The organism is Marinobacter denitrificans (assembly GCF_008795955.1).
Taxonomy (GTDB): Bacteria; Pseudomonadota; Gammaproteobacteria; order Pseudomonadales; family Oleiphilaceae; genus Marinobacter; species Marinobacter denitrificans.
In genome coordinates this window covers 85,478-112,050 of record NZ_VMHN01000004.1, presented here as the reverse complement: position 1 = coordinate 112,050, position 26,573 = coordinate 85,478, and the positions used below count along the sequence as shown (strand labels likewise).

Below are 26,573 nucleotides of genomic sequence, written 5' to 3'. Positions count from 1 at the left end.
GTAAAATTCGCGAAAATTCACGACAAGGACGACCCATGCTCGCTGTGATTCTTTCCGGTGGTTCCGGCACCCGCTTATGGCCGCTTTCCCGTGAGGCCTATCCAAAGCAATTTCTGCCGGTGGTGTCTGAAGAGACCCTGTTGGCGGAAACAATTGACCGTGGCCTTGCCCTTGATGAGAAAGCCAGGGTAATGGCAATCACCAACGAGGAACATCGATTCGTTGTAGCCGCCCACCTGCAGGCCCAGGCGTCGGAGCGCAGCGCCGGCATCATTCTTGAACCAGTTGGTCGCAACACCGCTCCGGCGATCGCTTTGGCGGCCCTGGCAGCGGCCGAGGAGAATCCCGAGGAATTGCTCCTGGTAATGCCCTCAGACCACGTACTGAAGAATCAGAAAGTCTTCCGCCAGGCTGTCAGCGAGGGCGCAGAAGCGGCCCGGGCTGGCAAACTGGTCACTTTCGGTATTGTGCCCAGCGCACCGCATACCGGGTACGGCTATATCAAGGCGGGCCAGGCCCACGGGGGTTACAACGATGTGGCCGCCTTTGTGGAAAAACCGAATGAAGCAACCGCCCGCCAGTACCTGGAAGAGGGCGACTATTTCTGGAACAGCGGTATGTTCCTGTTCCGCGCAGACCGTTATCTGCAGGAGCTGGAAAGCCAGCAGCCGGAGATGCTCAAAGCCTGCCAGGCAGCCTGGAAAGAGCGGAATTCAGACATGGATTTCACTCGGGTAGGGACAGAGGCCTTCAAGGCATGCCCCGATGACTCCATTGACTACGCAGTCATGGAGAAAACCCATGACGCCGTGGTGGTTCCTCTGGATGCGGGCTGGTCCGATGTTGGTTCCTGGTCTGCGCTCTGGGACATCCAGCCCCACGACGAGAACAATAACGTATGTCGCGGAGACGTCATCACCGAAGATGTTTCCGGTTCCTACATCCACTCCGAAGGCCGCCTGATTGCCGCGCTGGGCATTACTGACCACGTTATCGTGGAGACGGATGACGTAGTGTTGGTGGCAGACCGCAACAGGGTCCAGGATGTGAAAAAGCTGGTTGCCCAGGTCAAAGCCCAGGGGCGTCACGAACACCGGTTCCACAAGAAGGTGCATCGGCCCTGGGGCACCTACGAGGGCATAGCCATGGGAGAGCGCTTCCAGGTCAAGCGCATAACCGTCAAACCCGGTGCATCCCTGTCATTGCAGAAGCATCATCACCGTGCCGAGCACTGGGTGGTGGTCAAGGGAACGGCCACGGTTAATCGTGGCAACGACGTGCTGCTCCTCACTGAAGACCAGTCCACCTATATTCCTTTGGGTGTCACGCACCGGCTGACCAATCCGGGTGTGATTCCCCTGGAATTGATTGAAGTGCAGACCGGTAGCTACCTCGGAGAGGACGACATCGTGCGTTTTGAGGACACCTACAACCGGGTCTGATCAGGCCGGCACCAGGAAGGTGCCGTTGATAAACACAAGGAGAAGTGAATGGAAGACTGGCAAGGATGCCTGAGCCCCCTCTGTCAAACTGCGCTGCAACGGGCACGGGACAGCGTCGCCCAGCGCGGTGGTTACGCGATCACCGTAGAGGATTTCCTGCTGGCGCTGCTGGACGGTGAGCGTGCCATATGCGACTTCCTCCGTGGCTGCGGCGTAGACCTGGATGAGCTGACCCGCACTATCCAGTGTGAACAGCCTATCGTCACCGAAGTGGGAGGCGAGGGGCTGTTGTCCTCGCAACTCATGTACTGGTTCTCCTGCGCCCGCGAACTGAGCGATGCGCCCTGGCTTGACTGGCCAATCCTGTTATCGGTACTGACACGCAATACCGAACGCTTGCAGGAAAAAGCCTATGTTGCCGTGCTGGAGCTGGTAAGCCGTTGGCCTACAGCCGAGGAAAGCCTGCGAGAGGCTGCCGATACCGCGGGCCCGGGAAAGGCGCCGGTGGTCATCACCGATCTCGAATGGCTGGCCCTGGCCGAGGACGTCGCGATTACCCTGGCCTCGGTTCCTGGGGCACTGGTGTGGGTACGTGGCGCAAGGGGCAGTGGCAAAACCAGCTGGTTACAAGCCCTGCTGCCGTTTCTGGAGGCCGGATTTGTCAGGATCGACCTTCGTAATGAGGCGGAAGTGATGGCAAGCGACAGCCCGGCAGTGCCCGCCCATGGTGCAGACAGAAGGCTCTGCCCGGCGCTGATTCTGGATAACATATCTCCGGTTGATCTGGCGGCCATGATGTCCTCAGAGCACAGTCTGGCCCGAAGGCTGGTTACCGGCTATCCGGGGCCCGTCCTCCTGCTGGGGCCGGATTCGCCGTATGTTGGCGAGGCTATTGAGCAGCTGGAACGTTCACTGGGGCGGGACTTTGATATTTTCGATATGCCTGGTGCCAGCCCGGCGCAGAAAGCGGCCATTCTTACCTCGCACCAACCAGCCATAGAGCGGCACTGGAACATCGAATTATCCCAGACTGTGATCCGTTATGCGTCGTCGAGCAGGAGCCGGTTGGTGGGCACTCCGGGTGGTATGCTTCAGTGGGTGGAGCGGGCGGCCGCCAGGTTAAAGCTGTTTGCAGAACGCGGGTCCGTTGAAAGTCTCGCCCTTGCAGGCACCACAGACACATTAAGGCGTCAGGCGCTGGTGGCAATGGCGCGACAGCAACCATTGGAAGACCTGGAGCACTCCCTGGAAACCGTGGCCATTGAGCGGGCAGCAGTGGAAGTGGCGTGGCACGAACGCAAGGCGGAGGGAACGCTTCGAACACTTAAAGTGGAAGACCTTCGTCAGGAACTGGAGCGCTGGGTTGCAGCGCGTCCCGGCCCGGTTCACTATGTTGACCATTGCGACCAACCAGCGGGAGAAACAGAGGGTGCGGGATCTCGAGATCTATATTCGTGACCTGGAGTCATCAGCAGTATCGGACTGGCTAGCCAATCATCTTGACGAGATTGAGCTTGCCGATGATTCGCTGGGCGACCGGGCAGTGAAGGGCAGGGCGTGTTACCGGGGCCACAGTGTCCGGGTCAGTCTGTATCCGGGGGCTGGCGGTAAGCGTTATACGTCGGTGATTCTGGAAGGGGAAGACCTCCCCTGGGCTTCCGACCTTGACTGCGCGCGCAGTGCCTGGCGTGCCATGGACACCGAAATTCGCTGTAGTCCTGGCGAATGGAAGGAGGGCGAGCCGGTCGACGACGAGCGCTGGTGGCGCCTGGACCAGCGGGGCGAGCAACTGGCGATCTGGAACTGAAGAGTCAAAAAAAGGGGTAGCCAGTGGCTACCCCTTTTCTCAACCATACATCTTCGCAGTTCAGTCGCTCAGGATAGACACGTTATCTGCCTGCAGGCCCTTGTCTGCTTCCACCACGCTGAACCGGACCAATTGGCCCTGGCGTAGTACACGGCGACCACGGCCTCGAATTGCGCGGAAGTGAACAAAGACTTCATCGCCGCTGGCACGAACAATAAAACCAAAGCCTTTTTTGACGTTGAACCACTTCACCGTACCCTCTTCGTCGCCTTCGGGGGTGGTGTCGTCGAAATCATCCTCGTCGTCGTAATCCGGCTCGGCTTGCTGGCGTGATGCCGTCGGGCGCGGCGCCGCATTAGCGCGTGCGGTTTGCTGCTTCAGGGCTGACGGCTTCTTGGCTGCCAGCGCTACGGTCAGGAATCCTGCCAGGCCGAAAAGAACAACAGCAATGATATAGGCTGCGATGCCCTGAGGGCTGCCCAATACAAACGTGGTACTGGTTGCATCCTCGCTAGTACCGGCCTGAGACAGAATCTGGAAGAGTTCCGGGGTGAAAGTCACCAACAGAAAGCCGAGGATAAACGGTGACGGAATGGCGACCAGGAGAGCAAGAACGATCGCTTTTGCTGGGTTTTGCATGGACTGAAGTTTCTCCATTAATCAAACGCTAACGATAAAGAACCGGATATCGGGTAAAATCGGGTCTCCGGTCGGTGAAAACCGCCAGGATTTTGTGAGGCATCAAAAATGCCTTGGAAATCCCCCGGCGGGCAAAAGCGGCATGATACCAGATAACAGGGAGCGCTGACCAAGCGGCATGAGCACATGAGTGAGAAAGATCTACAAGCCCGGCTGGACGAGCTGGAAACCCGGCTGGCATTCCAGGACGACGTCATCCATACCCTGAGCGAGCAGGTAGCCCGTCAGGAACTGGACATCCGGGAACTCTGGGAAGCGAAGAAGCAGCTGAACACACAGCTGAAGGAAGTGTCGTCGTCAAACATCAGAAAGGAGGAGGACGAAACGCCTCCTCCCCATTACTGATCAGGCTAGTAATTCTACAAGAACCTGCTCGTAAATCTCCGATAACGTATCCAGATCAGCGGCCTTCACGCACTCATTCACCTTGTGGATAGTGGCGTTGATGGGGCCGAGCTCCAGAACCTGTGCACCCGTAGGCGCTATAAAGCGTCCGTCTGAGGTGCCGCCGGAGGTAGATAGCTCGGTCTCGCGACCGGTGACCGTGCGGATGGCATTCTGCGCGGCTGACACCAACGCGCCCCGGTCGGTCAGGAAAGGGCGGCCACTCAGGTGCCAATCCAGATCATACGCCAGTTCGTGGCGCTCGAGGATGGCAACCACACGCTCTTCCAGACTTTCTGCCGTGTTTTCGGTGCAGTAGCGGAAGTTGAAATGCACCAGGCATTCACCGGGGATGATGTTGCTGCCGGTGCCAGCCTCGATTTTGGTGATCTGGAAGGTGGTGGGCGGAAAGAAATCGTTGCCGTTATCCCAGAATTCCTTTGCCAGTGCATCCAGCGCGGGGGCCACCGTGTGGACCGGGTTTTCCGCCAGATGGGGATAGGCCACGTGACCCTGGGTGCCGTGTACGGTCAGGTAGCCGTGAAGTGAGCCCCGGCGGCCGTTCTTGATAACGTCGCCTACTTCGCGGGTACTCGAGGGCTCCCCAATCAGGCACCAGTCGATTTTCTCGTTCCTTGCCTCCAGTGTTTCCACTACTTTTACGGTGCCGTGCTGGGCCGGGCCTTCCTCGTCGCTGGTAATCAGCAGGGCGATGGAGCCCCGGTGGTCCGGATACTTGTCCACGAAGCGCTCGCAGGCGGTGACAAACGCCGCCAGGCTGCCTTTCATATCGGCAGCGCCCCGGCCGTGGAGGTAACCATCGTCAATGACCGCATCGAACGGAGGGTGGCGCCAGTTCTTCTCCGGGCCTGTAGGAACAACATCGGTATGGCCGGCGAAGGCTAGCAGCGGACCCTCCGAGCCCCTGCGTGCCCAGAGGTTGTCGGTGTCGCCAAAGCGCAGAGCCTCGCCTTTAAAGCCGAGAGCGGAAAGCCGGGACATCATCAGTTCCTGGCAGCCGGCGTCGTCCGGGGTCACGGACGGCCGGCGGATCAGGTCAGCGGCCAGATCCAGGGTTGGAGAAAAGCTGGGGGGATTAGTTGTTGGCATGCAGCTCTTCATTCAGCTCGATGGCTGTCTTGTTGGTTTTACACTCAACAGCGCCGGTCTGGCTGTTACGGCGGAACAACAGATCGGGCTTGTTGGCCAGGTCCCGCGCCTTAATGACTTCAACCAGCTCGTTGTTGTCGTCCAGCAAAGCCACCTTGGTGCCAGCGGTGATGTACAGGCCAGCTTCCACCTTGCAGCGGTCTCCCAGCGGGATGCCGATACCGGCGTTGGCGCCGATCAGGCAGTTTTCACCAACGGAGATGATGATGTTGCCGCCGCCGGAAAGTGTGCCCATGGTGGAGCAGCCGCCACCCAGGTCTGAGCCCTTGCCGATCATCACGCCTGCGGATATGCGGCCTTCGATCATGCTAGTGCCTTCTGTGCCGGCATTGAAGTTGATAAAGCCTTCGTGCATCACGGTGGTGCCTTCGCCCACATAGGCACCCAGACGAACACGCGCGGTATCGGCGATACGTACGCCTTTCGGTACTACGTAATCGGTCATCTGCGGGAACTTGTCTACCGATTTTACTTCCAGAGTGCGGCCTTCGATACGTGCCTTGAGCTGGCGCTCCGGCAGTTCGTTCAGGTCAACGGCACCTTCGTTGGTCCAGGCCAGGTTGGGGAGCAGTCCGAAGATTCCATCCAGTTTCAGTTCATGGGGTCTGGCCTGGCGGCTGGAGATCAGGTGCAGCTTGAGGTAGACCTCTGGAGTGCTGGAGGCGGTATCATCGGTATCCAGCAGGGTGACCACAACCGGGCGACGGCTGTCGGCGGCGTGGGCCGCCAGTGTTGACTGTTCCATCTGCCCGAGCTGGCGCAGAGCATCCGACAGTGCCTTCAACTGTTCCGGCGTTACCGACAGGGCCTGATTGCCACCTTGGTATTCGAGTACGTTACGAGCCACTTCGATGAGGCCGTTATCGGGGGTGATGACCGGCTGCTGGTAAAACACTTCCAGCCACTCGCCCTGCTTGTTCTGGGTGCCGATACCAATTCCGAATGCAAAACTCATTGATGTGCTCCTGGTTCTCAGTGTTTGAATCGTTCGGCCCATTCATCGGCGTTAAAACCGACGCTGACTGTATCACCGTGCTCAACCACGGGGCGCTTGATGATGGAAGGGTTCTCCAGCATCAGCCGATGGGCGGATTGGGCGCTAATATTATCACGAACCTCGTCCGGAAGTTTGCGCCAGGTAGTGCCCCGGCGGTTCAGCAATACTTCCCAGCCGGCAGAGCGTTCCCATTGGCTGAGCCGGGCGGTATCCAGACCGTCTTTTTTGAAATCATGGAAGTGGTAGTCGATTCCCGCGTCATCCAGCCATTTCCGCGCTTTCTTGACGGTGTCGCAGTTTTTGATGCCGTACAACCTCATGCTTTGTTCGCCTTTACAAATGTGACAATGCGCCTTGCCGCTTCAACGCATTCCTCAATCGGGGCCACCAGGGCCATCCGCACCCGGTTTTCGCCCGGATTATGGTTACCCACCGTGCGGGAGAGGTAACGGCCTGGCAGTACATGCACATTCTGCTGTGCTGACAGTTCCCGTGCGAAGGTCTCGTCATCCATCGGGGTTTCCGGCCAGAGATAAAAACCGGCATCGGGAAAGCCCACGTCCATGACTTCGCGCAGGATTGGCACCACCGCTTCAAATTTTGCGCGGTAGGCGGCCCGGTTTTCCCGAACGTGGTCTTCATCATTCCAGGCAGCAATACTCGCCAGTTGGTTATGGATAGGCATGGCACAGCCGTGATAGGTGCGATATTTGAGGTAGCCCTTCAGGATATCCGCGTCGCCTGCCACAAAACCGGAGCGCAGGCCCGGAAGGTTGCTCCGCTTGGACAGGCTGTGGAACACAATGCAGCGGGCAAAATCGTTCCGGCCGATGGCGGCGCAGGTTTGCAGAAGTCCTTCCGGCGGCTGGCTTTCATCCGGGTACAGCTCGGAATAGCATTCGTCGGAAGCGACAATAAAATCGTGCTGGTCCGCCAGTTCGATAACCCGTGCCAGGGTTTTCCGCGGTATCACCGAACCGCTGGGGTTCCCCGGCGAGCACAGGAACAGCACCTGACAGTCTTTCCATACTGAATCCGGCACCTGATCGAAATCCGGGATGAAGTTGTTGTCGGCATCGCAGGCCAGGTAATGGGGCGTCGCACCGGCGAGGAAGGCCGCGCCCTCATAAACCTGGTAGAAGGGGTTGGGGCTGACAACGGTGGCAGGCCGGCTGGCATCCACCACCGATTGAACCAGTGAGAAGATACCTTCCCGGGTGCCATTCACCGGAACGATATGGTGCTCAGGTGTCAGGGTTCCGGAGGCCAGTTCAAAGCGCCGGGCGGCCCAGTCTGCAATGGCCTGTCGCAGCTCCTCGGTGCCTTTGGTGGTGGGATAGTTGGCCAGCTTGTCCAGATTGTTCGCGATTACCTGCTTTACGAATTCCGGGGACGGATGCTTGGGCTCGCCAATCCCCAACGAAATCGGGCTCAGGTCTTGCGGAACACTGATGCCGGCCTTGAGTCTGGCCAGCTTCTCAAACGGGTAGGGGTGGAGTCTGTCCAGATCCGGGTTCATTGGGTGTCATCCAGCATTTGGCAAAGGTCCTGCTGCAGAGCCTGGCAAACAGCAGGATCACGGATCTGCTCGCCATGCTCGTCGGTTACAAAGAATACGTCTTCCACCCGTTCGCCGAGGGTGGCAATTTTGGCGTTGGTCAGGCGCACCCGATGCTCCAGCAATACCTGGCCCACCCGCGCCAGCAGTCCCGGGCGGTCTGGCGTGACCACTTCCATCACGGTGCGTTGGTTGATGGTGTCGTTGGAGAACGTCACCTCCGTGGGGAAGGCAAAGTGCTTGAGCTGCCTGGGGGTGCGGCGATGGATGATGTCCGGGTAATCTTCCGGATCGTCCAGTTCTTCAATCAGGCGCCTGCGCACACGGTCCTTTCTGGCGGGATCGATGCCCAGTGGTTTACCTTTCTCATCCAGCACAATGTAGGAGCTGATGGAGAAGGGGCCTTCGCTGGAGCTGATGCGGGCATCAACGATGTTCAGGTTGAGTTGCTCCAGCACCGCCGTAGTGGCAGCAAACAGATCAATGCGGTCGCTCATGTAAATGATGATCTGGGAATAGCCGTCTGTAGGCCCACCGCGGGTATCGCGGATCAGCACCAGAGGGTCCGGGTCGTCACCGTGGCGGATAATGGCGGCGGTCTGCCAGGCAATATCCACCGTGGAATCCTGCAGGAAGTAGTCTTCGTCCAGGGTGTCCCAGATGTGGTCGATCTGCTCGTCGGTCATGTTCTGCGCGTGGAGGATCTCCCGTGCTTCAGACTGGGTAGCACGCACCCATTCCTGACGGTCCACCGGTGTTTCCGAGCCGCGCCGGAGTGCCCGTTTGGTCTCGATATACAGCTGGCGCAACAGCGATGCCCGCCACGTGTTCCAGAGTTTCGGATTAGTGGCGCTGATGTCGCACACGGTCAGCACATAAAGGTAATCCAGGTGAATCTGGCTGGGCACCGACTGGGCAAAGCCGTGAATGATGTCGGGGTCAGAAATATCCTTACGCTGAGCCGTCATCGACATCAGCAGGTGATTTTCCACCAACCAGGATGCCAGCTGTGTATCCCGCTCGCTCAGGTGATGGCGTTCGCAGAAGTCTTCCGCGTCAATGGCGCCCAGTTCCGAGTGGTCTCCGCCACGGCCCTTTGCCACGTCATGGTAAAGGCCGGCGATGTACAGCGTTTCCAGTTTCGGTAACCGGTGAATCAGCCGCGAGGCCAGGGGGTAGTCGTTACGGGCTTCGGCACTGTTCAGCCGCACCATATTGCGGATGACCCGCATGGTGTGGGCATCCACCGTGTAAATGTGGAACAGGTCGTGCTGCATCTGGCCGATGATCTGGCCAAACTCCGGCAGATAGCGGCCCAGCACGTTGTATTTCTTCATCGCCGACAGGGTCTGGTCCAGGGCGTGTGGGGTTCGCAGCAATTCCATGAACAGGGAGGTAACGGCCAGGTCCGAGCGGAAGGCATCGTCGATCAGGTGCCGGTGCGCCCGCAGCGAGCGGATAGTGGTAGCCCGGATACCCTTGATCTCAGGGTGCTGAGCCATCAGTACAAAGATTTCCATGATGGCATAAGGGGCGTAGGCAAAGACCTGGTTGTTCACTGCCTCGATATAGTAATTGCGGATCTGGAAGCGCTTGTTCAGAGGCAGTATGTCATCGTCGCTGCCGGAGCCAAGGATGGCCTCGTCGTAGTACTGCAGGATCACATCGGCCAGCTCGGCCAGCGCCAGTACTGTGCGGTAATAGGATTGCATCATCAGCTCGACGCCAAGCCGCTTACCTTCATCCCGGTAACCCAGCATCTCGGCAAGGGCCCGTTGATGATCGAACAGCAGGCGGTTTTCATTGCGGTCAGCAATCAATTGCAGGCCATACCTCAGCCGCCACAGGAAAGTCTCACCCTGCAGCAGAATCTGGTGCTCTTCTTCGGTCAGTATGCTGAAGCGGGTCAGGTCGGCGATGTTCTGCAAGCCGAAGTGCCGCTTGGTTATCCACCCAATGGTCTGTATGTCCCGCAGGGCCCCGGGAGAGCCCTTCACGTTGGGCTCCAGGTTGTACTCCGTATCCCCGTACTTCGCGTGCCGGCGTTTCTGCTCTTCCCGTTTGGCGATGAAGTAGTTGCGGTCGGAGCTGATGGCGTCGGAATATACCTGTTGGCTGAGTTCATCCCTCAGCTCATCGGGGCCCGCGATGGTGCGGGTTTCCAGCAGGTTGGTGAGTATGGTGACGTCTTTCCGGGCCGCATCCATGCTTTCTTCAATGCTGCGAACGCTATGGCCGATGTCCAGTTTCAGGTCCCACAGCAACGTAACGAAAGCGCCCAGGTCTTCCCGGGAGTTTTCTTCAATACCATTGCGGGTGAGGATCAGCAGATCGATGTCGGAGTGGGGGTGAAGCTCGCCCCGGCCATACCCGCCGACAGCGATCAGGGAGATGTCCGGGGAGGAGGCAAACGTGTAACGGTTCCAGATCAGGGCCAGAACCGTGTCCAGCGTGTCGGATCTTGAGTGCACCAGGGCCCGAACATCGGCGCCCTGGCGGAACGCTTCCGCGTCCGCGTTGTAACGTTCCTTCAGCAGCTCCCGCGCGGCTTTGACGGGAGACGCATCATTGCTGATCCTTGCTTCAAGTTCGCTGAAGTCCACCTAGAATGACTCTTCCGTGCGCTTTGTCAGTACTTCGTGGCCGTCTGCGGTCACCACAATGGTGTGCTCCCATTGTGCCGAGAGTTTGTGGTCCTTGGTAACAACCGTCCAGCCATCCGGCAACAGCTTGGTGTGGTACTTGCCTTGATTGATCATCGGTTCAATAGTAAAGGTCATGCCTTCCTGCAGCTCCATACCGGTGCCCGGTTTGCCGTAATGCATTACCTGTGGATCTTCATGGAAGACCTGGCCAATGCCGTGGCCACAGTAGTCCCGCACCACCGAATACCGGTGTTTTTCGGCGTGTTGCTGGATAACGTGGCCGATGTCTCCGAGCCGGGTGCCCGGTTTCACCAGTTCAATGCCTTTATATAAGCATTCCTGGGTGATCTGGATCAGGCGCTCAGTGCCGGGCTTGGGCTTGCCGACAATAAACATCTTGCTGGTGTCGCCGTGCCAGCCATCCTTGATGACGGTGACATCAATATTGAGGATGTCGCCGTCCTTTAGCACCTTCTTCTCGGAAGGGATGCCGTGGCAGACTACGTGGTTAACAGAGGTGCAGATCGACTTCGGGAAACCCTTGTAGTTCAGCGGCGCCGGAATGGTGCCCTGTTCGTTCACCATGTAGTTGTGGCAGATGTTGTCCAGTTCCTCGGTGGTTACGCCGGGTTTGACGTATTCGCCAACCATCTCGAGAACGTCGGCAGCCAGGCGGCCGGCAACGCGCATCTTTTCGATTTCTTCCGGAGTCTTGATCGATACCTGCATTGGGTTTCCCGTTGATTTGGATCAAACAGCCATTTTAAGGGGGAGTGTGGCCCGGTACAAGGAAGAGGCACCCCCGACCCATTGCCGGGACTACAAATTAATGGAATCCGGCCGTCGATTTATGGTATAAACGCGCCCGCCGGAAACAAATCCGGCAAATTCGCACACACGTCGGCACGTTGTCCCAGGGTGCCTGCTTCTGTTGCTTCCATTAATAAGCAACGGGTTCAGGTTGGGTCAATCGGACGTGTGGAGGACTAACCCGAAGCTAAAAGGTAAATATCATGGCTCAGGTAAATATGCGTGACCTGCTGAAGGCAGGCGCTCACTTCGGTCACCAGACCCGTTACTGGAACCCGAAAATGTCGAAGTTCATCTTCGGCGCCCGTAACAAGATTCACATCATCAACCTTGAGCAGACAGTTCCTGCCATGAACGATGCGTTGAATTTCGTTCATAACCTCGCAGGCAACAAGAACAAGATCCTGTTCGTTGGCACCAAGCGTGCAGCGGCCAAGATCATCAAGGAAGAAGCACTCCGCTCCAACCAGCCTTACGTGAACCATCGCTGGCTCGGCGGCATGCTGACCAACTACAAGACCATCCGCCAGTCGATCCGTCGCTACCGCGATCTGGAAGCGCAGAGCCAGGATGGTACCTTCGACAAGCTGACCAAGAAAGAAGCCCTTGATCGCACCCGCGAAATGGACCGCCTTGAGCGTTCCATCGGCGGTATCAAGGACATGGGCGGCCTGCCGGATGCTATGTTCGTTATCGACGTGGACCACGAGCGTATCGCCATCAAGGAAGCCAACAAGCTGGGCATTCCTGTTATTGGTGTTGTTGATACCAACAGCGATCCGGACGGCGTAGATTACGTTATTCCGGGCAACGACGATGCCATCCGCGCGATCCAGATTTACGTGCAGGCCGTTGCTGATACCTGCCTTGAAGCCTCCCAGGCTGGTTCTGCCGGCGCTGACGAGTTCGTTGAAGTCAGCGAAGGCGCGGAAGGTGCTGCTCCCGCTGCGGAGTAATACTTTCTTCGCAAACGGGTTGTAGGGTGTGCCTGTGGTTTAGCGCCGGCACACCTGTGCAGAATTTGGATTGGAACAGTTAAGAGGAATGAACATGGCTGCAATTACTGCTGCAATGGTCAAAGAGCTCCGTGAGCGCACCGGCCTTGGCATGATGGAGTGCAAGAAGGCACTGGTAGAAGCTGACGGAAGCGTTGATGCCGCAATTGAAGAACTGCGCAAGTCTTCAGGTCTGAAGGCTGCCAAGAAAGCGGGCCGTACGGCCGCCGAAGGTGTTTCCCTGATCAAGGTGTCTGACGACAACACCGTCGCCTACATTCTGGAAGTGAACTCCGAGACTGACTTCGTTGCCCGTGATGACAACTTCCTGAACTTCGCCAACGACGTTCTGAATGTTGCTTTCGAAAACGGCAAGACTGACGTCGCCGATCTGATGACGGGCGATCTGGAAGCCAAGCGTGAAGCGCTGGTTCAGAAGATCGGCGAGAACATCACTGTTCGTCGCATCGTTCGCGTTGAAGGCCCGGTTGTTGGCGCCTACGTTCACAGCACCAACAAGATTGCGTCTGTGGTAGCCCTCTCCGCCGGTAGCCCTGAAGTTGCGCGGGACGTTGCCATGCACGTTGCCGCTGTTAACCCGCGGGTTGGCAAGCCGGAAGACATGCCTGCTGACGAGCTCGAGAAAGAAAAAGCGGTCATCAAGGCCCAGCCGGATATGGAAGGCAAGCCTGCAGAAATCGTCGAGAAGATGATGGGCGGCCGTATCAAGAAGTTCCTGGCGGAAAACAGCCTGGTCGAGCAACCGTTCGTCAAGAATCCTGACCAGACCGTCGGTCAGCTGATCAAAGACAACGGCGCCGATCTGGTGAGCTTTGTTCGTCTGGAAGTCGGCGAAGGTATTGAGAGGGAAGAAGTGGACTTCGCTGCCGAGGTCGCTGCTGCGGCTGGCACCGGCAAGTCCTGATCCTTCTGACAGGTGCCAAAGCCAAGGCTGAGGCACCGTTCGAGTCTGCCACGTTGGCTGGAGTAGTCCGGCTCTCGTGGCGGGCTTGTATCTGAGATACCCCTTTTTCGAGGAGTATGTCAGATACAAGCCTGAGAAGCTTGTCCTGCCAGACACCAAGCCAGACACAGAGAAGGGGAACCTCATGCCGAAGTCGTCTAAGACCCAGCCCAGATACAAACGTGTACTGCTCAAGCTCAGTGGCGAAGCCCTGGTGGGCGATCATGGTTTCGGGATTGACCCCAAAGTGCTTGACCGTATGGCGCTGGATATTGGTTCACTGATCGGTATTGGTGTCCAGGTCGCCCTGGTGATTGGTGGTGGTAACCTTTTCCGAGGAGCTGCTCTGAATGCTGCCGGCATGGACAGAGTGACGGGCGACCACATGGGAATGCTGGCAACCGTGATGAACGGGTTGGCCATGCGTGATGCCCTTGAGCGCTCCAACATTCGTACCCGGGTAATGTCTGCTATCCCCATGAGTGGTATTGTTGAGCATTACGATCGCCGCCGTGCGGTACGTGATCTGAAAGACGGCGACGTGGTGATTTTCTGCGCCGGAACGGGGAATCCGTTTTTTACAACCGATTCAGCGGCTTGTCTGCGTGGTATCGAGATTGAAGCCGATGCTGTATTGAAAGCTACAAAGGTTGATGGTGTTTATTCCGCGGACCCCTACAAGGACCCGACGGCGGAAAAGTACGAACACCTCACTTACGATGAAGTGCTGGACAAGAAACTGGGTGTGATGGACCTGACCGCCATCTGCCTTGCCCGGGACCACGGTATGCCCCTTCGTGTCTTCGATATGAACCGGGCTGGCGCGCTCACCCGGATTGTGACCGGAGAAACGGAAGGCACATTGATTGAGTAACCTGATTGAGTAATTCTGAACAACGAATCCGAGGATGCTGCAGTGATTGACGATATTAAAGCTGATGCCGAAAAAAAGATGAAGAAAAGCCTTGAGTCCCTGACCGCGGCTTTCAACAAGATCCGTACCGGTCGTGCCCATCCCTCCATTCTGGACAGCGTAATGGTTGATTATTACGGCCAGGAGACGCCGCTGAAGCAGGTGGCGAGTGTGAACGTGGAAGATAACCGTACATTGGCCGTCTCGCCCTGGGAAAAGCCGCTGCTGCCGAAGATTGAAAAAGCCATCATGATGTCGGATCTGGGCCTGAACCCGTCCAACAATGGCGAGGTTATTCGTATTCCAATGCCGATGCTGACCGAAGAAACCCGTAAGGAAATGGTCAAGCAGGCCCGCGCAGATGCGGAGCATGGCAAGGTTTCCGTCCGCAACGCACGCCGTGATGCCAACAGCACGCTCAAAGAGCTGCTGAAAGAAAAGGAAATCAACGAAGACGAAGAGCGCTACGGTGAGGACGAAATCCAGAAATTGACCGACCGCTATATCGCCGAGGTGGAGAAACAGCTAAAGGCCAAGGAAGAGGACCTGATGGCTGTCTGAGCAGTTGGACAATTTCAGCAACGTGATCAGTCCGTGCCACCGGCACTGCCGGGTGTGGGCTGAACAGGGGATTGCATGACGGAAAGTGTATCCGCACAGATTCCGGTATCGGCTGGTAGTCGGCCCCGGCATGTGGCCATCATCATGGATGGAAACAACCGCTGGGCGAAAGCCCGGCGGTTGAAAGGCGTTGCCGGCCATAAGGCAGGTGTGAAAGCGGTCAGATCCGTGGTGGAAACCTGTGCCCGGGAAGGGGTGGAGGTGCTGACACTTTTCGCTTTCTCCAGTGAGAACTGGCGCCGTCCGGAGGATGAAGTGTCCGCTCTTATGCGCCTGTTCCTGTTTGCCCTGGAGCGGGAAGTGAAAAAGCTTCATCGCAATGATATCTGCCTGCGCATTATTGGCGACCGCTCGGCCTTCAGCGCGAACCTTCAGGAACACATGAGCCGTGCCGAAGAGCTCACCCGTGACAACACCCGCATGACTCTGGTCATAGCCGCAAACTACGGTGGCCACTGGGATATTACCCAGGCCAGCCGAACAGTGGCCGAGAAGGTACGCACGGGCGAGCTGGCGCCTTCGGATATCACTGACGACCTGATACAGCAGCATCTCTCCATTGGCGACCTCCCCATGCCCGACCTGATGATCAGGACGGCGGGAGAGCAACGCATCAGCAATTTCATGCTCTGGCACCTGGCTTACACTGAGTTGTACTTTTCTCCTGTTTACTGGCCGGATTTCCGTGAACAGGAAATGAGCCAGGCGCTACAGGCGTATGCGGGCCGGAAACGCCGGTTTGGTCAGACCGATGACCAGATCGCCAGCGTGTCATCGGAACAATAACGACAAGATAGCGAACGATACCGTGCTTAAAACCCGTATTATCACTGCGCTTATACTGGCGCCCATTGCCATCGGTGGCATTTTCTTCCTGCCGCCTCTGGGCTTTGCCCTGTTTACCGGCGCCATCATTACCCTTGGGGCATGGGAGTGGGCCAATATGTCCGGTATTGTGGCCCCGGCAGCTCGAGTGGCCTATGCGGTGGTGGTTGCTGCCGTGCTCTATGGGCTGTTGAATGTGCCCGCCGTTGCGGTACTCTGGCTGGCGCTTTTCTGGTGGATTCTGTGTTTTCTGCTGGTGCGAAGCTATCCAGACGGTTCCGAGCGCTGGGGCAGCGTGCCGGCCAGAGCTATTATGGGCCTTCTGGTGCTGGTTCCGGCCTGGGTGGGGCTCAACCATATTCGCACCGGCGGCTTCGAGTTCGGGGACAGTACCAACAATCTTCTGGTTATTCTCTATGTCTTCTGTGTGGTTTGGGTAGCCGATATTGGTGCCTACTTCGCCGGTCGTGCGTTCGGTAAGGCCAAGCTCGCGCCACGTGTCAGCCCGGGCAAGTCCTGGGCCGGTGTCTGGGGTGGCCTGGTAGCTGTTGCCGTGTTCGCCATCATTATCGGCATGCTGGCCTCGGCAACGGTTGCTCAATCTTTGCTGCTGGTTATCGCAAGCCTGGTGACCGGTTTAGTCTCAGTGCTGGGTGATTTGCTGGAAAGCATGCTCAAGCGTTTTCGCGGCATTAAGGATAGTAGCCAGCTGTTACCAGGCCATGGTGGCATAATGGACAGGATCGACAGCCTGACGGCAGCGATTCCTGTATTCGCACTGGTTATTACGCTGATTGGCTGGCTGACCACAGGGCAATGGTGATCTCTGTGAAGCGTTCGATAACGATACTGGGTGCAACAGGCTCCATAGGTCTGAATACGCTGGACGTGGTCCGCCGGCATCCGGATCGCTTTTCTGTGCACGCGCTCACTGCCAGTACCAGCGTTGAGAGCATGGCGGAGCTGTGTCATGAATTTTGTCCGCGTTATGCGGTAATGGCCGATCAGAAAGCCGCTCAGGCATTAACTGTGGCGCTTTCCAATTTGCCCGAGGTAACGGTACTCAGTGGCACTGAAGCACTGGCCGGGGTAGCTGCAGATCCCGAAGCCGACACTGTGATGGCCGCTATCGTTGGGGCTGCAGGCCTGCCTCCCACGTTGGCAGCGGTGCGCGCGGGCAAGCGTGTGCTGTTGGCCAACAAGGAAGCGTTGGTAATGTCCGGCAAGCTGTTCATGGACGCCGTCGCCGCCTCTGGCGCAGAAGTGTTGCCGATAGACAGCGAACATAATGCTATCTTCCAGTGCATGCCCCCGGACAAGATCCGGAATACCCACGGTGCAGGTATCACCCGCATTTTGCTGACGGCGTCCGGCGGGCCCTTTCGCACTCATTCGGCCGAAGCCCTCCGTCATGTGTTGCCGGCTGAGGCCTGTGCCCATCCCAACTGGTCTATGGGCCAGAAAATCTCCGTAGACTCAGCAACACTGATGAACAAAGGTCTTGAATTGATTGAGGCCTGCTGGTTGTTTAACACCACGCCAGACATGATTGAAGTACACGTGCACCCGGAAAGCATTATCCACTCGATGGTGGAATACGCCGATGGCTCGGTGCTCGCCCAGCTCGGCAGTCCCGATATGCGCACACCCATTGCCAATGGCCTGGCGTGGCCTGAACGGATCGACGCCGGCGTGCCACCGCTGGATCTTTTCCGTGTCGGGCAGTTCAACTTCGAACGGCCGGACCTTGATCGCTTTCCTTGCCTCCGGCTCGCTGCTGAGGCTTTTCAGCAGGGAGGAACGGCGCCGGCTGTGCTGAACGCGGCCAATGAAGAGGCAGTGGCAGCCTTTCTCGCCGGCAAGGTGAGGTTTGTGGATATTCCCTCTATCATTGAGCACACCCTGGCGGCCACAGAGGTTGTGCCAGCTGACAGTTTCGATACCATCTTTGCCAAGGACGCCGAGGCCCGCTCCCTGGCCCGGGAACAGATTCTCGGGCGGGCTGTCTGATTCAGGCAGGCCCGGCAGGCGGGCTGATCAAATTCAACAGAGAACACTATGCAGATAGTTGAAACCATACTGGCGCTGGTACTGACGCTGGGCATTCTTGTAACCCTTCATGAGTTCGGTCACTTCTGGGTGGCACGACGCTGTGGGGTGAAGGTGCTGCGTTTTTCGGTGGGTTTTGGTAAGCCGTTATTTTCCTGGTACGACCGCCAGGGCACAGAGTTCGCTGTTGCGGCCATTCCGCTTGGCGGCTATGTAAAGATGCTGGACGAGCGGGAAGGCCCGGTGCCTGAGGACCAGAAGCACCTGGCTTTCAACTCCAAACCGCCATCAAAGCGCATTGCCATCGCAGCAGCAGGGCCTGTTGCCAACTTCCTGTTTGCCATCTTTGCTTACTGGTTGCTCAGCGTTGTAGGTTTCACCACCGTCGCGCCCATCATTGGCGAAGTCAACGACGGCAGCGTTGCTGACCGTGTCGGGCTGGCCTCCGGCATGGAGATCCACGAAGTTGACGGCCATCGTGTGACCTCCTGGCGGGACGTGAACATGCGTTTGCTGGAGCGTACCGGTGAATTCGGCCAGATTACCATCGACGTCTCCAGGGATGGCAGCCGGGGAACGCTGACAGGCTCTCTGGACGGCTGGCGCCTTGATGATGAAAATCCCAATCCACTGGGTGAATTTGGCGTGACACCCTGGCGGCCGGATGTACCGGCTGTACTGGGCGAGATTGTCGCAGGCGGACGGGCTGATGCTGCTGGTCTGAAATCCGGCGACAGAGTAGTGGCAGTGGACGGGGAGCCGGTTTCTGACTGGTTCGAACTGGTTTCATTTATCCGTGAAGCTCCTGAAACACCACTGGAGCTTACGGTAGAGCGGGACGGCAGCACCCGGCAGATAGTGGTAACGCCCGCCGAACACAAGGCCGACGATGGTACCGTTACCGGGCTTGTCGGGGCCGGCGTCAGTGAGGTGACCTGGCCGGACGACGTGCTGCGGGATGTCAGTTACGGGCCCCTGGCAGCGATTCCCAATGCCATGTCCGAAACCTGGGGCGACACCCGGTTAACGCTGGTTGCCATCAAAAAAATGGTGACCGGGCTGCTCTCGCCCACTAACCTTAGTGGCCCGATTACCATTGCAAGGATAGCCGAAGCCAGTGTAAGTTCCGGCTTCGAGGATTTTGTACGTTTTCTTGCCTACCTCAGTGTCAGTCTTGGGGTACTGAATCTGTTGCCAGTACCGGTTCTGGATGGTGGGCATATTGTCTACTACACCATAGAAGCCATCCGCAGAAAGCCGCTTTCCGAGCAGGCTCAGGCTTTTGGATTACGCATTGGTATGGCAATGATTCTCACATTAATGGTGTTTGCACTTTACAACGACCTGATGCGGTTGTGAGAATTGCGAACTCCTTACGCGCATCAACAGGCGAAATTACTGAATGAGACGTTCTTTTCTGGGTTTAGCTGTAGGCTTGGCAATCGCCACTTCCGCCATGAAACCGGCTCTGGCTGATGAATTCACCGTATCCGACATAGAGGTAGAAGGCCTTCAGCGGGTGTCCGCAGGAACGGTATTCTCTGCGTTTCCCGTGTCCATCGGGGAGCCTGTTGACGAGGTTGAGCTGGCTTCCGCCATCAAGGACCTGTTTCGCACCGGGCTGTTTACCGATATTGAAGCCAGTCGTGACGGTGGTGTGCTGATCCTGACCGTGAAGGAGCGGCCATCCATCACCTCCATCGACATTGAAGGCAACAAGAATATCGAAACCGACATGCTGATGGATGCGCTGTCCGGGGCCGGCCTGCAGGAAGGCCAGGTGTTTCGCCGTGCCACCCTCGAACGGCTGGAGCTGGAAATACTCCGGTCCTACATCAGTCAGGGGCGCTATAACGCCCGTGTGAAGGCTACTGCTGAAGATCTCCCCCGTAACCGGGTGGCCATCAAGCTGGATATCAATGAAGGCACAGTGGCTGCCATTCAGCATATCAACATTGTGGGTAACGACGCCTTCGATGACGAAACCCTGCTGTCCCTGTTCGAGCTGGAAACCACCAGCTGGTGGAACTCCATCACCAATTCCGACAAATACGCCCGCGAACGCCTGAGTGGCGACCTGGAGTCCCTGCGATCCTACTATCTTGATCGCGGCTATATCGACTTCAATGTTGAATCCAGTCAGGTGTCCATTTCGCCCGACAAGAAGCAGGTGTTCATTGCGATCTCCCTGAATGAAGGGCCCCAATACACGGTTTCCGATGTCAATCTGCGTGGCGAGCTCATCGTTGGTGAGGAAGAGCTGCGCGAGCTTATCCCCATTGAAGAGGGTGACGTATTTTCCCGTTCCCGCATGACGGCAATTTCAGAATCGCTGTCCAGGCGCCTTGGCCGTGAAGGTTATGCCTTCGCCAATGTAAACGCCGTGCCGGAGCCGGGCGACGATGACACTGCATCAGTGACCTTCTTTGTGGAACCTGGTAAGCGGGCCTACGTCCGGCGCATCAATTTTGACGGCAATGTTTCAACAAGAGACGACGTGCTGCGCCAGGAAATGACCCAGATGGAAGGCGGTGTGGCTTCCACGGACAGAATCGAATTTTCCAAGACCCGCCTCGAGCGGCTCGGTTTCTTTGAAACCGTCGATGTGGAAACGGTTCCTGTTCCCGGCACCGATGATCTGGTGGACGTGAACTATTCCGTGGCGGAGCAGGCCACCGGCAGTCTTTCTGCGTCGGTTGGTTTCTCCCAGGCGTCTGGCGTTATTCTCGGGGCCAATGTGTCCGAGAACAACTTCTTCGGCAGCGGTAAGCGGGTGTCCTTTGGCGTAAATGTCAGCGACTCCATCAAAAGTGCCAACTTTTCCTACCTGGACCCTTACTACACAGTGGACGGCGTAAGTCGGGGCTTCAGCGTATTCGCCCGCGAAACCGATTTTGAAGAGCAGGATATTTCCTCCTACCTGCTTGACGAGTATGGCGGTCGGGTCACCTTCGGGTACCCCACGGACAACATCACCCGGCTGAACTTTGGCCTTGGATATACGCTCTCCAAGGTCAAGGCAGGTTCGTTCACCTCTGAGGAAGTGCGAACCTTTATCGAAGAGGAAGGTAACGATTTCAATAACTACTTCCTGTTTGCTTCCTGGCGCCGCAGTACGTTGAACAGGGGCGTTCTGCCGACCGATGGCTACAGCGTTTCACTGTCCACGGATGTTGCCGTACCCGGCAGTGATCTCACGTTCTATAAAGTGAACCAGAAAACCGAGTTCTATCAGCCGTTTAACGAGAACCAGACCTGGGTCTTCCGGGCGCGTTCAGAAATCGGCTATGGTGATGGTTACAGTGGGCGCTCGGTCATGCCATTTTACGAGCACTTCTACGCCGGTGGTTATGGTTCGGTGCGTGGTTATGAGGCAAACTCGCTGGGACCCTTGGCCACAAACGCGCCTAACGACTTCTCCGATCCCGACCCGTTCGGTGGCAGTCTGTTGACGGAGGGCAGCCTGGAGCTGATCTTCCCCACACCGTTCGCAGGCGATACCCGCTCAATGAGAACGGCGTTCTTCATCGATGCCGGGCAGGTGTTTGACGCTGACCGCAATTTTGATCCAGCCCTGGATGAAGTACGGCTGTCGGCTGGTGTAGGATTTCAGTGGATTACAGCGGTTGGTCCGCTGGCGTTCAGTCTTGCCAAGCCTCTGAACGACAAGAGTGGCGATGATACCCAGATATTCCAGTTCTCCCTGGGGCAGACATTCTGATCAGAGTGCGAAGGGAAACGCGGTAAATAATAAAACACAGGAGAAACAACATGTTCCGATTGTCCATGGTAGTATTGCTGGCCGCACTGATGGCCACCACCACAGTTGCAGCTGAAACCCGTATTGGGGTGGTTGATTTGCGCCAGGCGCTATTCTCGTCCAAAGATGCGAGAGATTTCAGCGCGCAGATGCAACAGGATTTTTCCAGTGAGGAAGCAAAGGTCAGGGAAGCCCAGGAGGCTGCTCGCAAACTGCAGGAGCGCCTCGAGAAAGACGGCGCCATGATGAACGAGTCTGAGCGCAGTAAAATGACCACCGAGTTCCAGGAGAAGGTCAAGGAGTTCAACTTTCTCAAGCAGCGCCTCGATTCCACAGTGGCAAATCGCAAGCAACAGTTTCTGGAAGAGGCCCGTCCGGAAGTGGATGCGGCCGTCAAGGAACTGTTGGACGAGCATGACCTCGACATAATTCTGCCCAGTGAAGCCGTGGTATACGTCAAGCCCGACATGAACCTGACGGAAGAGCTACTGGAGAAGCTGGACCGCTGATCACGGCGGGCCCGATACTGGCCAGCCCGGAAAAACCTTGTGGAGCTGATAATGACTAAGCGTTCATACCGGCTGGGCGAGATCGCCTCTGAGCTGGGGGCGGAACTCAGGGGCGACCCCGATACTGACATAGTGGGGATTGCTACGCTTCAGGCGGCGGCTCCGGGCCAGATCGCATTCCTGGCTAATCCTTCTTATGCACGCTATCTTGCAGATACCAGAGCTTCTGCGGTCATTCTCTCGCCATCTGTCGCTGATCAGTGCGCTACCAATGTACTGTTACTGGACAATCCTTACCTTGGGTATGCTCGCCTGAGCCACTGGTTTGACCCTTCGCCAGCCCCGGGGGCAGGCGTCCATGAATCTGCGGTGATCGATCCTTCTGCGCAGGTATCGCAAAGTGCCAGTATCGGCCCGCAAGCTGTTGTCGAGGCTGAGGCCGTTATTGGTGACAACGTGGTAGTTGGCGCCGGTTGTATTATTGGTGCCCGTTGCACCATTGGTGAGCACTCAGTCTTACGTCCGCGGGTAACTTTGGCTCATGACATTGTGCTGGGCAAGCGTTGCCATATCCTGAGCGGCGCCGTGATTGGTTCGGATGGCTTCGGCTTTGCCAATGAAAAGGGCGCCTGGCACCGGATCGCCCAGCTTGGCAGGGTAGTCCTGGGCGATGATGTCGAGGTCGGGGCGAACACCACCATTGACCGTGGCGCACTGGACGACACAGTGATTGGCAATGGGGTAAAACTCGACAATCTCATTCAGATTGCACACAACGTCAGTATCGGTGATCACAGCGCCATGGCGGCTATGGTCGGTATTGCAGGCAGTACCCATATTGGCCGCCACTGCGTTTTTGGTGGCGCCTCGGGGGTGGCAGGGCATCTGACGATTGCGGATCAGGTACACCTGACCGGAATGACCCTGGTAACCGGCGATATACGGGAGCCAGGCGTGTATTCGTCGGGCACCAACGCCGACACCAATCGACAATGGCGCAAGAACGCCGTGCGTTTTCGTCAGCTTGATGCCATGGCGCGTCGGCTAAAAGAACTGGAAAAGAAAATAGAAGGCTGAGGCCGTTACTGATGATTATGACCATCAAAGAAATCATGGAATACCTGCCACACCGCTACCCGTTTTTACTGGTTGACCGGGTGACCGAGGCGGAGAAGGGGCAGTTTATCAAGGGATACAAGAACATCTCCCTGAACGAGCCATTTTTTAACGGCCACTTTCCTAACAATCCGATTATGCCGGGCGTGCTGATCATCGAAGCCATGGCACAACTCTCGGGCATTCTCGGGTTCCTGACGGTGGGCCGGAAACCGTCGGACGGCGTGGTACAATACCTGGCTGGTTCCAGCAAGGCGCGCTTCAAGCGCCCTGTAGTGCCCGGAGACAGGCTCAGCATGGAGTCCCGGATGATCTCCGGCAAACGTGGAATCTATAAATTCGAATGCCGCGCTCTGGTTGATGACGAAGTCGTCTGTGTGGCAGAAATACTGACCGCTGAGAGAGAAGTTTGATGGCGACAAAAGAATGGTCGGGAGTCCATCCTCAGGCGATCGTGGATCCGTCTGCCAAACTGGCTGACAACGTAACTGTCGGGCCCTGGAGCTATATTGGACCGGACGTGGAGATCGGTGAAGGAACCGAAATCATGTCCCATGTGGTGATCAAGGGCCCCACCAGAATTGGCCGCAATAACCGCATCTTCCAGTTCTCCAGTGTGGGAGAGGAATGCCAGGACAAGAAGTATGCCGGCGAGCCGACCACCCTGGTTATTGGCAACGACAATACCATCCGCGAAAACTGCACCATTCACCGGGGTACCGTTCAGGACCGTGGTGAAACCACTATCGGGAACGGCAACCTGCTGATGGCGTATGTGCACGTCGCCCACGACTGCATTATTGGTGATAGCACCATTCTCGCCAATTGCGCCACCCTGGCAGGGCACGTTTCGGTAGGTGATTTTGCCATCCTTGGTGGCGGCACTATGGTTCATCAGTTCTGCCACATCGGCACCCATAGCATGAGCGCCGGCGGAAGCATCGTTCTCAAAGACATTCCCGCCTACATCATGGCCAGTGGCCAGTCCGCCCAGCCGTTCGGCATGAACGTGGAGGGGCTGCGTCGCCGTGGATTCAGTAAGGAAGTGCTGCTGGTTCTTCGTCGCGCCTACAAGGTGATCTATCGTCAGGGCCTGACAACGGAACAGGCGGTAGTTGAACTGGAAAAAGCCTATTCCGACATCCCCGAAGTGCAGCCATTGATTGAATCCCTTCGCGGCGCAGACCGCGGCATTATCCGCTGACCAGGGAGCGATTACCCCGGTGACGGACCAGCCTGAGCACCCTTTTGTCAGTACCCGCAAAGTTACCTTCGCCATCGTGGCCGGAGAAGCCTCCGGCGATATCCTCGGCGCGGGCCTGATTCGCTCGCTCCGGGCGCGATATCCCAATGCCCGTTTTGTGGGTATCGGTGGCGACGAAATGGTGGCGGAAGGCTTTCATTCCCTGGTGCCCATGGAGCGGCTTTCCGTGATGGGCCTGGTGGAAGTGCTAGGCCGCATCCGCGAGCTCTTCAGCATTCGTGCCCGATTGATGGACTATCTGCTGACAACACCGCCGGAAGTGGTGATTGGCATCGACTCCCCGGATTTCACCCTGGGTATTGAACGGCGGTGCCGGGATGCCGGTATGCTCACCGCGCATTATGTCAGCCCGTCGGTCTGGGCCTGGCGCCAGAAGCGTATATTCAAGATTGCCAAATCCGTCAATCTCATGCTCACGCTGTTTCCTTTCGAAGCGCGTTTTTATGAAGAGCACAACATTCCTGTGGCCTTTGTGGGTCATCCCCTCGCAGACCGTATTCCGATGACACCGGATACTGTAGGCGCCCGCAAAGCGCTGGGGCTCCGAGATGACGCGCCTGTGTTGGCCATCCTGCCGGGAAGCCGGGGAGGGGAAGTGGAGCGCCTTGGCACCCTGTTTCTGGAAGCTGCACGATGGATCCAGGGCAAGCGCCCTGATCTGCAACTGGTGATCCCGTGTGTCAACCGGGAACGGGAACAGCAGGTCAGGAATCTCGTGGACGCTCTCGATGTGAAGCTTGAGGTGACCATTGTACGCGGCCGTTCCCGGGAAGTGATGGCGTCGTCGGACGTGGTCCTGTTAGCATCGGGAACCGCCACGCTGGAAGCGATGTTACTCAAAAAGCCCATGGTGGTGGGGTACCGGTTGAGCGGCCTCAGTTTTGCGTTGGTATCGCGGCTGGTGAAGGTGCCTCACGTAGCATTGCCAAACCTGCTTGCACGGGAATCCCTGGTGCCGGAACTGTTGCAGGACGATGCCACACCGGAAACTCTGGGCGCAGCCGTTCTGGAGCGCCTGGAAAACGAAACCGAACGCGCCCGCCTTACGGAAGCATTCTCCCGCTTGCATGACCAGTTGCGGCAGAACGCGGACGAGCAGGCCGCCTCAGCACTTTCTGCACTGATTGAAGGTAAGCAGCCATGAGCAAGAGCCCGCTACCGCCCTTTGTGTGCCGTTATCAGGGCCGGCTGCTGGCTGGCGTGGATGAAGTAGGGCGCGGCCCCCTGGTCGGCGCCGTAGTGACGGCGGCAGTGATACTGGACCCTGAGAAACCGATCCCGGGGCTGGTGGACTCAAAGCAGCTTACTGAAAAACGCCGGGAGGCCCTGTACGAGCAGATCATCGAACGGGCCGCCGCCTGGAGCCTGGGCCGCTGTGAGGCGGAGGAAATTGACCGGCTGAACATCTTTCGTGCCACCATGGTGGCAATGGAGCGGGCAGTTGCCGGGCTGCATATTCCGCCTGAATACGTGTTGGTGGACGGCAATCGCTGCCCTGACTGGCACTGGCCATCGGAGCCCGTCATCAAGGGCGACAGCCGGGTAGAAGCAATCAGTGCCGCCTCCATACTCGCCAAGGTCACCCGCGACCGGGAGATGGTCGCTCTTCACGAAACCTACCCGCACTATGGATTTGACGGGCACAAAGGTTATCCCACACCCGTCCACCTGGAGGCGCTCGGTAGGCTGGGGGCTACTGTCCAGCACCGGCGTTCATTCAGGCCCGTCCAGGAAGCTATTGAAACCGTCGGCATGATCAATATGAGCACTACCGAAGAACTCCTGTATCCTTCCGATCTCTTCGAAAATATCGATTGACAGGCCGCTGGCAGATCCTTAATATACGCGCACGTTGATCGGGGGTTACCCCGAGAAAACAGCCAGTTTATTGCGGGGTGGAGCAGTCTGGTAGCTCGTCGGGCTCATAACCCGAAGGTCGTAGGTTCGAATCCTGCCCCCGCTACCATATAAAAGAAAGGCAGATCAGTATTATACTGGTCTGCCTTTTTTCGTTTCTGTCTCCGGAACTTTCTGATCAGGAGAAG

The 26,573-nt window shown here is 57.4% G+C and carries 26 protein-coding genes and 1 tRNA gene; 20 read left to right on the top strand and 7 right to left on the bottom strand.

What is annotated here, in order from left to right:
- Positions 1-35: 35 nt before the first annotated feature.
- From FO268_RS13995 to FO268_RS13985, 3 genes are read left to right on the top strand one after another with little or no spacing between them, the layout of a single operon-like run.
- Positions 36-1,442, top strand: coding sequence for a mannose-1-phosphate guanylyltransferase/mannose-6-phosphate isomerase (locus tag FO268_RS13995; RefSeq protein ID WP_150993949.1), 1,407 nt, complete (start codon positions 36-38; stop codon positions 1,440-1,442).
- 48 nt (positions 1,443-1,490) lie between these two features.
- Positions 1,491-2,900, top strand: a complete 1,410-nt coding sequence (locus FO268_RS13990; RefSeq protein WP_150993948.1) for a Clp protease N-terminal domain-containing protein — start codon at positions 1,491-1,493, stop codon at positions 2,898-2,900.
- A complete protein-coding gene (locus FO268_RS13985) occupies positions 2,872-3,249 on the top strand; it encodes a hypothetical protein (RefSeq protein ID WP_150994059.1) in 378 nt (125 codons plus the stop codon). The genes FO268_RS13990 and FO268_RS13985 overlap by 29 nt, the downstream gene beginning before the upstream one ends.
- A gap of 60 nt (positions 3,250-3,309) precedes the next feature.
- On the opposite strand, the gene FO268_RS23285 is transcribed toward FO268_RS13985, so the two are convergent.
- Positions 3,310-3,888, bottom strand: a complete 579-nt coding sequence (locus tag FO268_RS23285) for a cold-shock protein (RefSeq protein WP_150993947.1) — start codon at positions 3,886-3,888, stop codon at positions 3,310-3,312.
- Between the two features lie 186 nt (positions 3,889-4,074).
- Between FO268_RS23285 and FO268_RS13975 the strand changes: the two genes are divergently transcribed.
- Complete coding sequence (locus tag FO268_RS13975; RefSeq protein ID WP_150993946.1) at positions 4,075-4,293, top strand: SlyX family protein; 219 nt, start codon at positions 4,075-4,077, stop codon at positions 4,291-4,293.
- Here FO268_RS13975 and dapE read toward each other — a convergent pair whose 3' ends face one another.
- From dapE to map, 6 genes are read right to left on the bottom strand one after another with little or no spacing between them, the layout of a single operon-like run.
- On the bottom strand, positions 4,294-5,442 hold the full coding sequence (gene dapE, locus FO268_RS13970; RefSeq protein ID WP_150993945.1) for a succinyl-diaminopimelate desuccinylase: 1,149 nt from the start codon (positions 5,440-5,442) through the stop codon (positions 4,294-4,296). It lies immediately after the preceding gene.
- Positions 5,429-6,457, bottom strand: coding sequence for a 2,3,4,5-tetrahydropyridine-2,6-dicarboxylate N-succinyltransferase (gene dapD / locus FO268_RS13965; RefSeq protein WP_150993944.1), 1,029 nt, complete (start codon positions 6,455-6,457; stop codon positions 5,429-5,431). Before dapD ends, dapE begins: the two co-directional genes overlap by 14 nt.
- A 17-nt stretch (positions 6,458-6,474) precedes the next feature.
- Entirely contained in the window at positions 6,475-6,819 is a 345-nt protein-coding gene (locus FO268_RS13960) for an ArsC family reductase (protein WP_150993943.1), read from the bottom strand.
- Positions 6,816-8,018 carry a succinyldiaminopimelate transaminase gene (gene dapC / locus FO268_RS13955; RefSeq protein ID WP_150993942.1) on the bottom strand — a complete coding sequence of 401 codons (1,203 nt, stop codon included), beginning with the start codon at positions 8,016-8,018 and terminating at the stop codon, positions 6,816-6,818. Before dapC ends, FO268_RS13960 begins: the two co-directional genes overlap by 4 nt.
- Complete coding sequence (locus FO268_RS13950) at positions 8,015-10,660, bottom strand: [protein-PII] uridylyltransferase (protein WP_150993941.1); 2,646 nt, start codon at positions 10,658-10,660, stop codon at positions 8,015-8,017. Before FO268_RS13950 ends, dapC begins: the two co-directional genes overlap by 4 nt.
- A complete protein-coding gene (map, locus tag FO268_RS13945) occupies positions 10,661-11,431 on the bottom strand; it encodes a type I methionyl aminopeptidase (RefSeq protein ID WP_150993940.1) in 771 nt (256 codons plus the stop codon). It lies immediately after the preceding gene.
- A 284-nt stretch (positions 11,432-11,715) separates the two neighbouring features.
- On the opposite strand from map, the gene rpsB reads away from it, so the two are divergent.
- The 16 genes from rpsB (at position 11,716) to FO268_RS13865 (ending at position 26,494) form a co-directional block, all read left to right on the top strand.
- Positions 11,716-12,468 carry a 30S ribosomal protein S2 gene (gene rpsB / locus FO268_RS13940; RefSeq protein WP_150993939.1) on the top strand — a complete coding sequence of 251 codons (753 nt, stop codon included), beginning with the start codon at positions 11,716-11,718 and terminating at the stop codon, positions 12,466-12,468.
- A 94-nt stretch (positions 12,469-12,562) separates the two neighbouring features.
- A complete protein-coding gene (gene tsf / locus FO268_RS13935) occupies positions 12,563-13,432 on the top strand; it encodes a translation elongation factor Ts (RefSeq protein WP_150993938.1) in 870 nt (289 codons plus the stop codon).
- 184 nt (positions 13,433-13,616) lie between these two features.
- Entirely contained in the window at positions 13,617-14,345 is a 729-nt protein-coding gene (gene pyrH, locus FO268_RS13930; RefSeq protein ID WP_150993937.1) for a UMP kinase, read from the top strand.
- 42 nt (positions 14,346-14,387) lie between these two features.
- Positions 14,388-14,945: a ribosome recycling factor gene (gene frr, locus FO268_RS13925; RefSeq protein WP_150993936.1), complete on the top strand. Its 558-nt coding sequence runs from the start codon at positions 14,388-14,390 to the stop codon at positions 14,943-14,945.
- Positions 14,946-15,020: 75 nt separating this feature from the next.
- Positions 15,021-15,791: a polyprenyl diphosphate synthase gene (uppS, locus tag FO268_RS13920; protein ID WP_150993935.1), complete on the top strand. Its 771-nt coding sequence runs from the start codon at positions 15,021-15,023 to the stop codon at positions 15,789-15,791.
- Positions 15,792-15,813: 22 nt separating this feature from the next.
- Positions 15,814-16,653, top strand: a complete 840-nt coding sequence (locus FO268_RS13915; protein ID WP_150994058.1) for a phosphatidate cytidylyltransferase — start codon at positions 15,814-15,816, stop codon at positions 16,651-16,653.
- Complete coding sequence (gene ispC / locus FO268_RS13910) at positions 16,647-17,840, top strand: 1-deoxy-D-xylulose-5-phosphate reductoisomerase (RefSeq protein ID WP_150993934.1); 1,194 nt, start codon at positions 16,647-16,649, stop codon at positions 17,838-17,840. Before FO268_RS13915 ends, ispC begins: the two co-directional genes overlap by 7 nt.
- Before the next feature lie 48 nt (positions 17,841-17,888).
- Positions 17,889-19,238 carry an RIP metalloprotease RseP gene (gene rseP / locus FO268_RS13905; protein WP_150993933.1) on the top strand — a complete coding sequence of 450 codons (1,350 nt, stop codon included), beginning with the start codon at positions 17,889-17,891 and terminating at the stop codon, positions 19,236-19,238.
- Positions 19,239-19,281: 43 nt separating this feature from the next.
- The gene (bamA, locus tag FO268_RS13900) at positions 19,282-21,600 is read left to right on the top strand and encodes an outer membrane protein assembly factor BamA (RefSeq protein WP_150993932.1); all 2,319 of its coding nucleotides are present in this window, start codon (positions 19,282-19,284) and stop codon (positions 21,598-21,600) included.
- A 50-nt stretch (positions 21,601-21,650) separates the two neighbouring features.
- Entirely contained in the window at positions 21,651-22,148 is a 498-nt protein-coding gene (locus FO268_RS13895; RefSeq protein ID WP_150993931.1) for an OmpH family outer membrane protein, read from the top strand.
- Between the two features lie 51 nt (positions 22,149-22,199).
- The gene (lpxD, locus tag FO268_RS13890; protein WP_150993930.1) at positions 22,200-23,225 is read left to right on the top strand and encodes a UDP-3-O-(3-hydroxymyristoyl)glucosamine N-acyltransferase; all 1,026 of its coding nucleotides are present in this window, start codon (positions 22,200-22,202) and stop codon (positions 23,223-23,225) included.
- Between the two features lie 14 nt (positions 23,226-23,239).
- Positions 23,240-23,677: a 3-hydroxyacyl-ACP dehydratase FabZ gene (gene fabZ / locus FO268_RS13885; protein ID WP_150994057.1), complete on the top strand. Its 438-nt coding sequence runs from the start codon at positions 23,240-23,242 to the stop codon at positions 23,675-23,677.
- Positions 23,677-24,468, top strand: coding sequence for an acyl-ACP--UDP-N-acetylglucosamine O-acyltransferase (gene lpxA, locus FO268_RS13880; RefSeq protein WP_150993929.1), 792 nt, complete (start codon positions 23,677-23,679; stop codon positions 24,466-24,468). The genes fabZ and lpxA overlap by 1 nt, the downstream gene beginning before the upstream one ends.
- A 19-nt stretch (positions 24,469-24,487) precedes the next feature.
- A complete protein-coding gene (gene lpxB, locus FO268_RS13875; protein WP_150993928.1) occupies positions 24,488-25,672 on the top strand; it encodes a lipid-A-disaccharide synthase in 1,185 nt (394 codons plus the stop codon).
- Entirely contained in the window at positions 25,669-26,346 is a 678-nt protein-coding gene (rnhB, locus tag FO268_RS13870; protein WP_150993927.1) for a ribonuclease HII, read from the top strand. The genes lpxB and rnhB overlap by 4 nt, the downstream gene beginning before the upstream one ends.
- Before the next feature lie 71 nt (positions 26,347-26,417).
- Positions 26,418-26,494, top strand: a tRNA-Met gene (locus FO268_RS13865).
- The last annotated feature ends 79 nt before the right edge of the window (positions 26,495-26,573 follow it).

Excerpts from the sequence above, each read along its gene's own strand:
- lpxA (WP_150993929.1), top strand. The coding sequence starts at position 23,677 with ATGGCGACAAAAGAATGGTCGGGAGTCCATCCTCAGGCGATCGTGGAT.
- tsf (WP_150993938.1), top strand. The coding sequence starts at position 12,563 with ATGGCTGCAATTACTGCTGCAATGGTCAAAGAGCTCCGTGAGCGCACC.
- dapD (WP_150993944.1), bottom strand. The coding sequence starts at position 6,457 with ATGAGTTTTGCATTCGGAATTGGTATCGGCACCCAGAACAAGCAGGGC.
- dapE (WP_150993945.1), bottom strand. The coding sequence starts at position 5,442 with ATGCCAACAACTAATCCCCCCAGCTTTTCTCCAACCCTGGATCTGGCC.
- rnhB (WP_150993927.1), top strand. The coding sequence starts at position 25,669 with ATGAGCAAGAGCCCGCTACCGCCCTTTGTGTGCCGTTATCAGGGCCGG.
- bamA (WP_150993932.1), top strand. The coding sequence starts at position 19,282 with ATGAGACGTTCTTTTCTGGGTTTAGCTGTAGGCTTGGCAATCGCCACT.
- rpsB (WP_150993939.1), top strand. The coding sequence starts at position 11,716 with ATGGCTCAGGTAAATATGCGTGACCTGCTGAAGGCAGGCGCTCACTTC.
- ispC (WP_150993934.1), top strand. The coding sequence starts at position 16,647 with ATGGTGATCTCTGTGAAGCGTTCGATAACGATACTGGGTGCAACAGGC.
- FO268_RS13995 (WP_150993949.1), top strand. The coding sequence starts at position 36 with ATGCTCGCTGTGATTCTTTCCGGTGGTTCCGGCACCCGCTTATGGCCG.
- map (WP_150993940.1), bottom strand. The coding sequence starts at position 11,431 with ATGCAGGTATCGATCAAGACTCCGGAAGAAATCGAAAAGATGCGCGTT.
- FO268_RS13975 (WP_150993946.1), top strand. The coding sequence starts at position 4,075 with ATGAGTGAGAAAGATCTACAAGCCCGGCTGGACGAGCTGGAAACCCGG.
- FO268_RS13990 (WP_150993948.1), top strand. The coding sequence starts at position 1,491 with ATGGAAGACTGGCAAGGATGCCTGAGCCCCCTCTGTCAAACTGCGCTG.
- rseP (WP_150993933.1), top strand. The coding sequence starts at position 17,889 with ATGCAGATAGTTGAAACCATACTGGCGCTGGTACTGACGCTGGGCATT.
- FO268_RS13895 (WP_150993931.1), top strand. The coding sequence starts at position 21,651 with ATGTTCCGATTGTCCATGGTAGTATTGCTGGCCGCACTGATGGCCACC.
- FO268_RS13960 (WP_150993943.1), bottom strand. The coding sequence starts at position 6,819 with ATGAGGTTGTACGGCATCAAAAACTGCGACACCGTCAAGAAAGCGCGG.
- dapC (WP_150993942.1), bottom strand. The coding sequence starts at position 8,018 with ATGAACCCGGATCTGGACAGACTCCACCCCTACCCGTTTGAGAAGCTG.
- lpxD (WP_150993930.1), top strand. The coding sequence starts at position 22,200 with ATGACTAAGCGTTCATACCGGCTGGGCGAGATCGCCTCTGAGCTGGGG.
- uppS (WP_150993935.1), top strand. The coding sequence starts at position 15,021 with ATGACGGAAAGTGTATCCGCACAGATTCCGGTATCGGCTGGTAGTCGG.
- pyrH (WP_150993937.1), top strand. The coding sequence starts at position 13,617 with ATGCCGAAGTCGTCTAAGACCCAGCCCAGATACAAACGTGTACTGCTC.
- FO268_RS23285 (WP_150993947.1), bottom strand. The coding sequence starts at position 3,888 with ATGCAAAACCCAGCAAAAGCGATCGTTCTTGCTCTCCTGGTCGCCATT.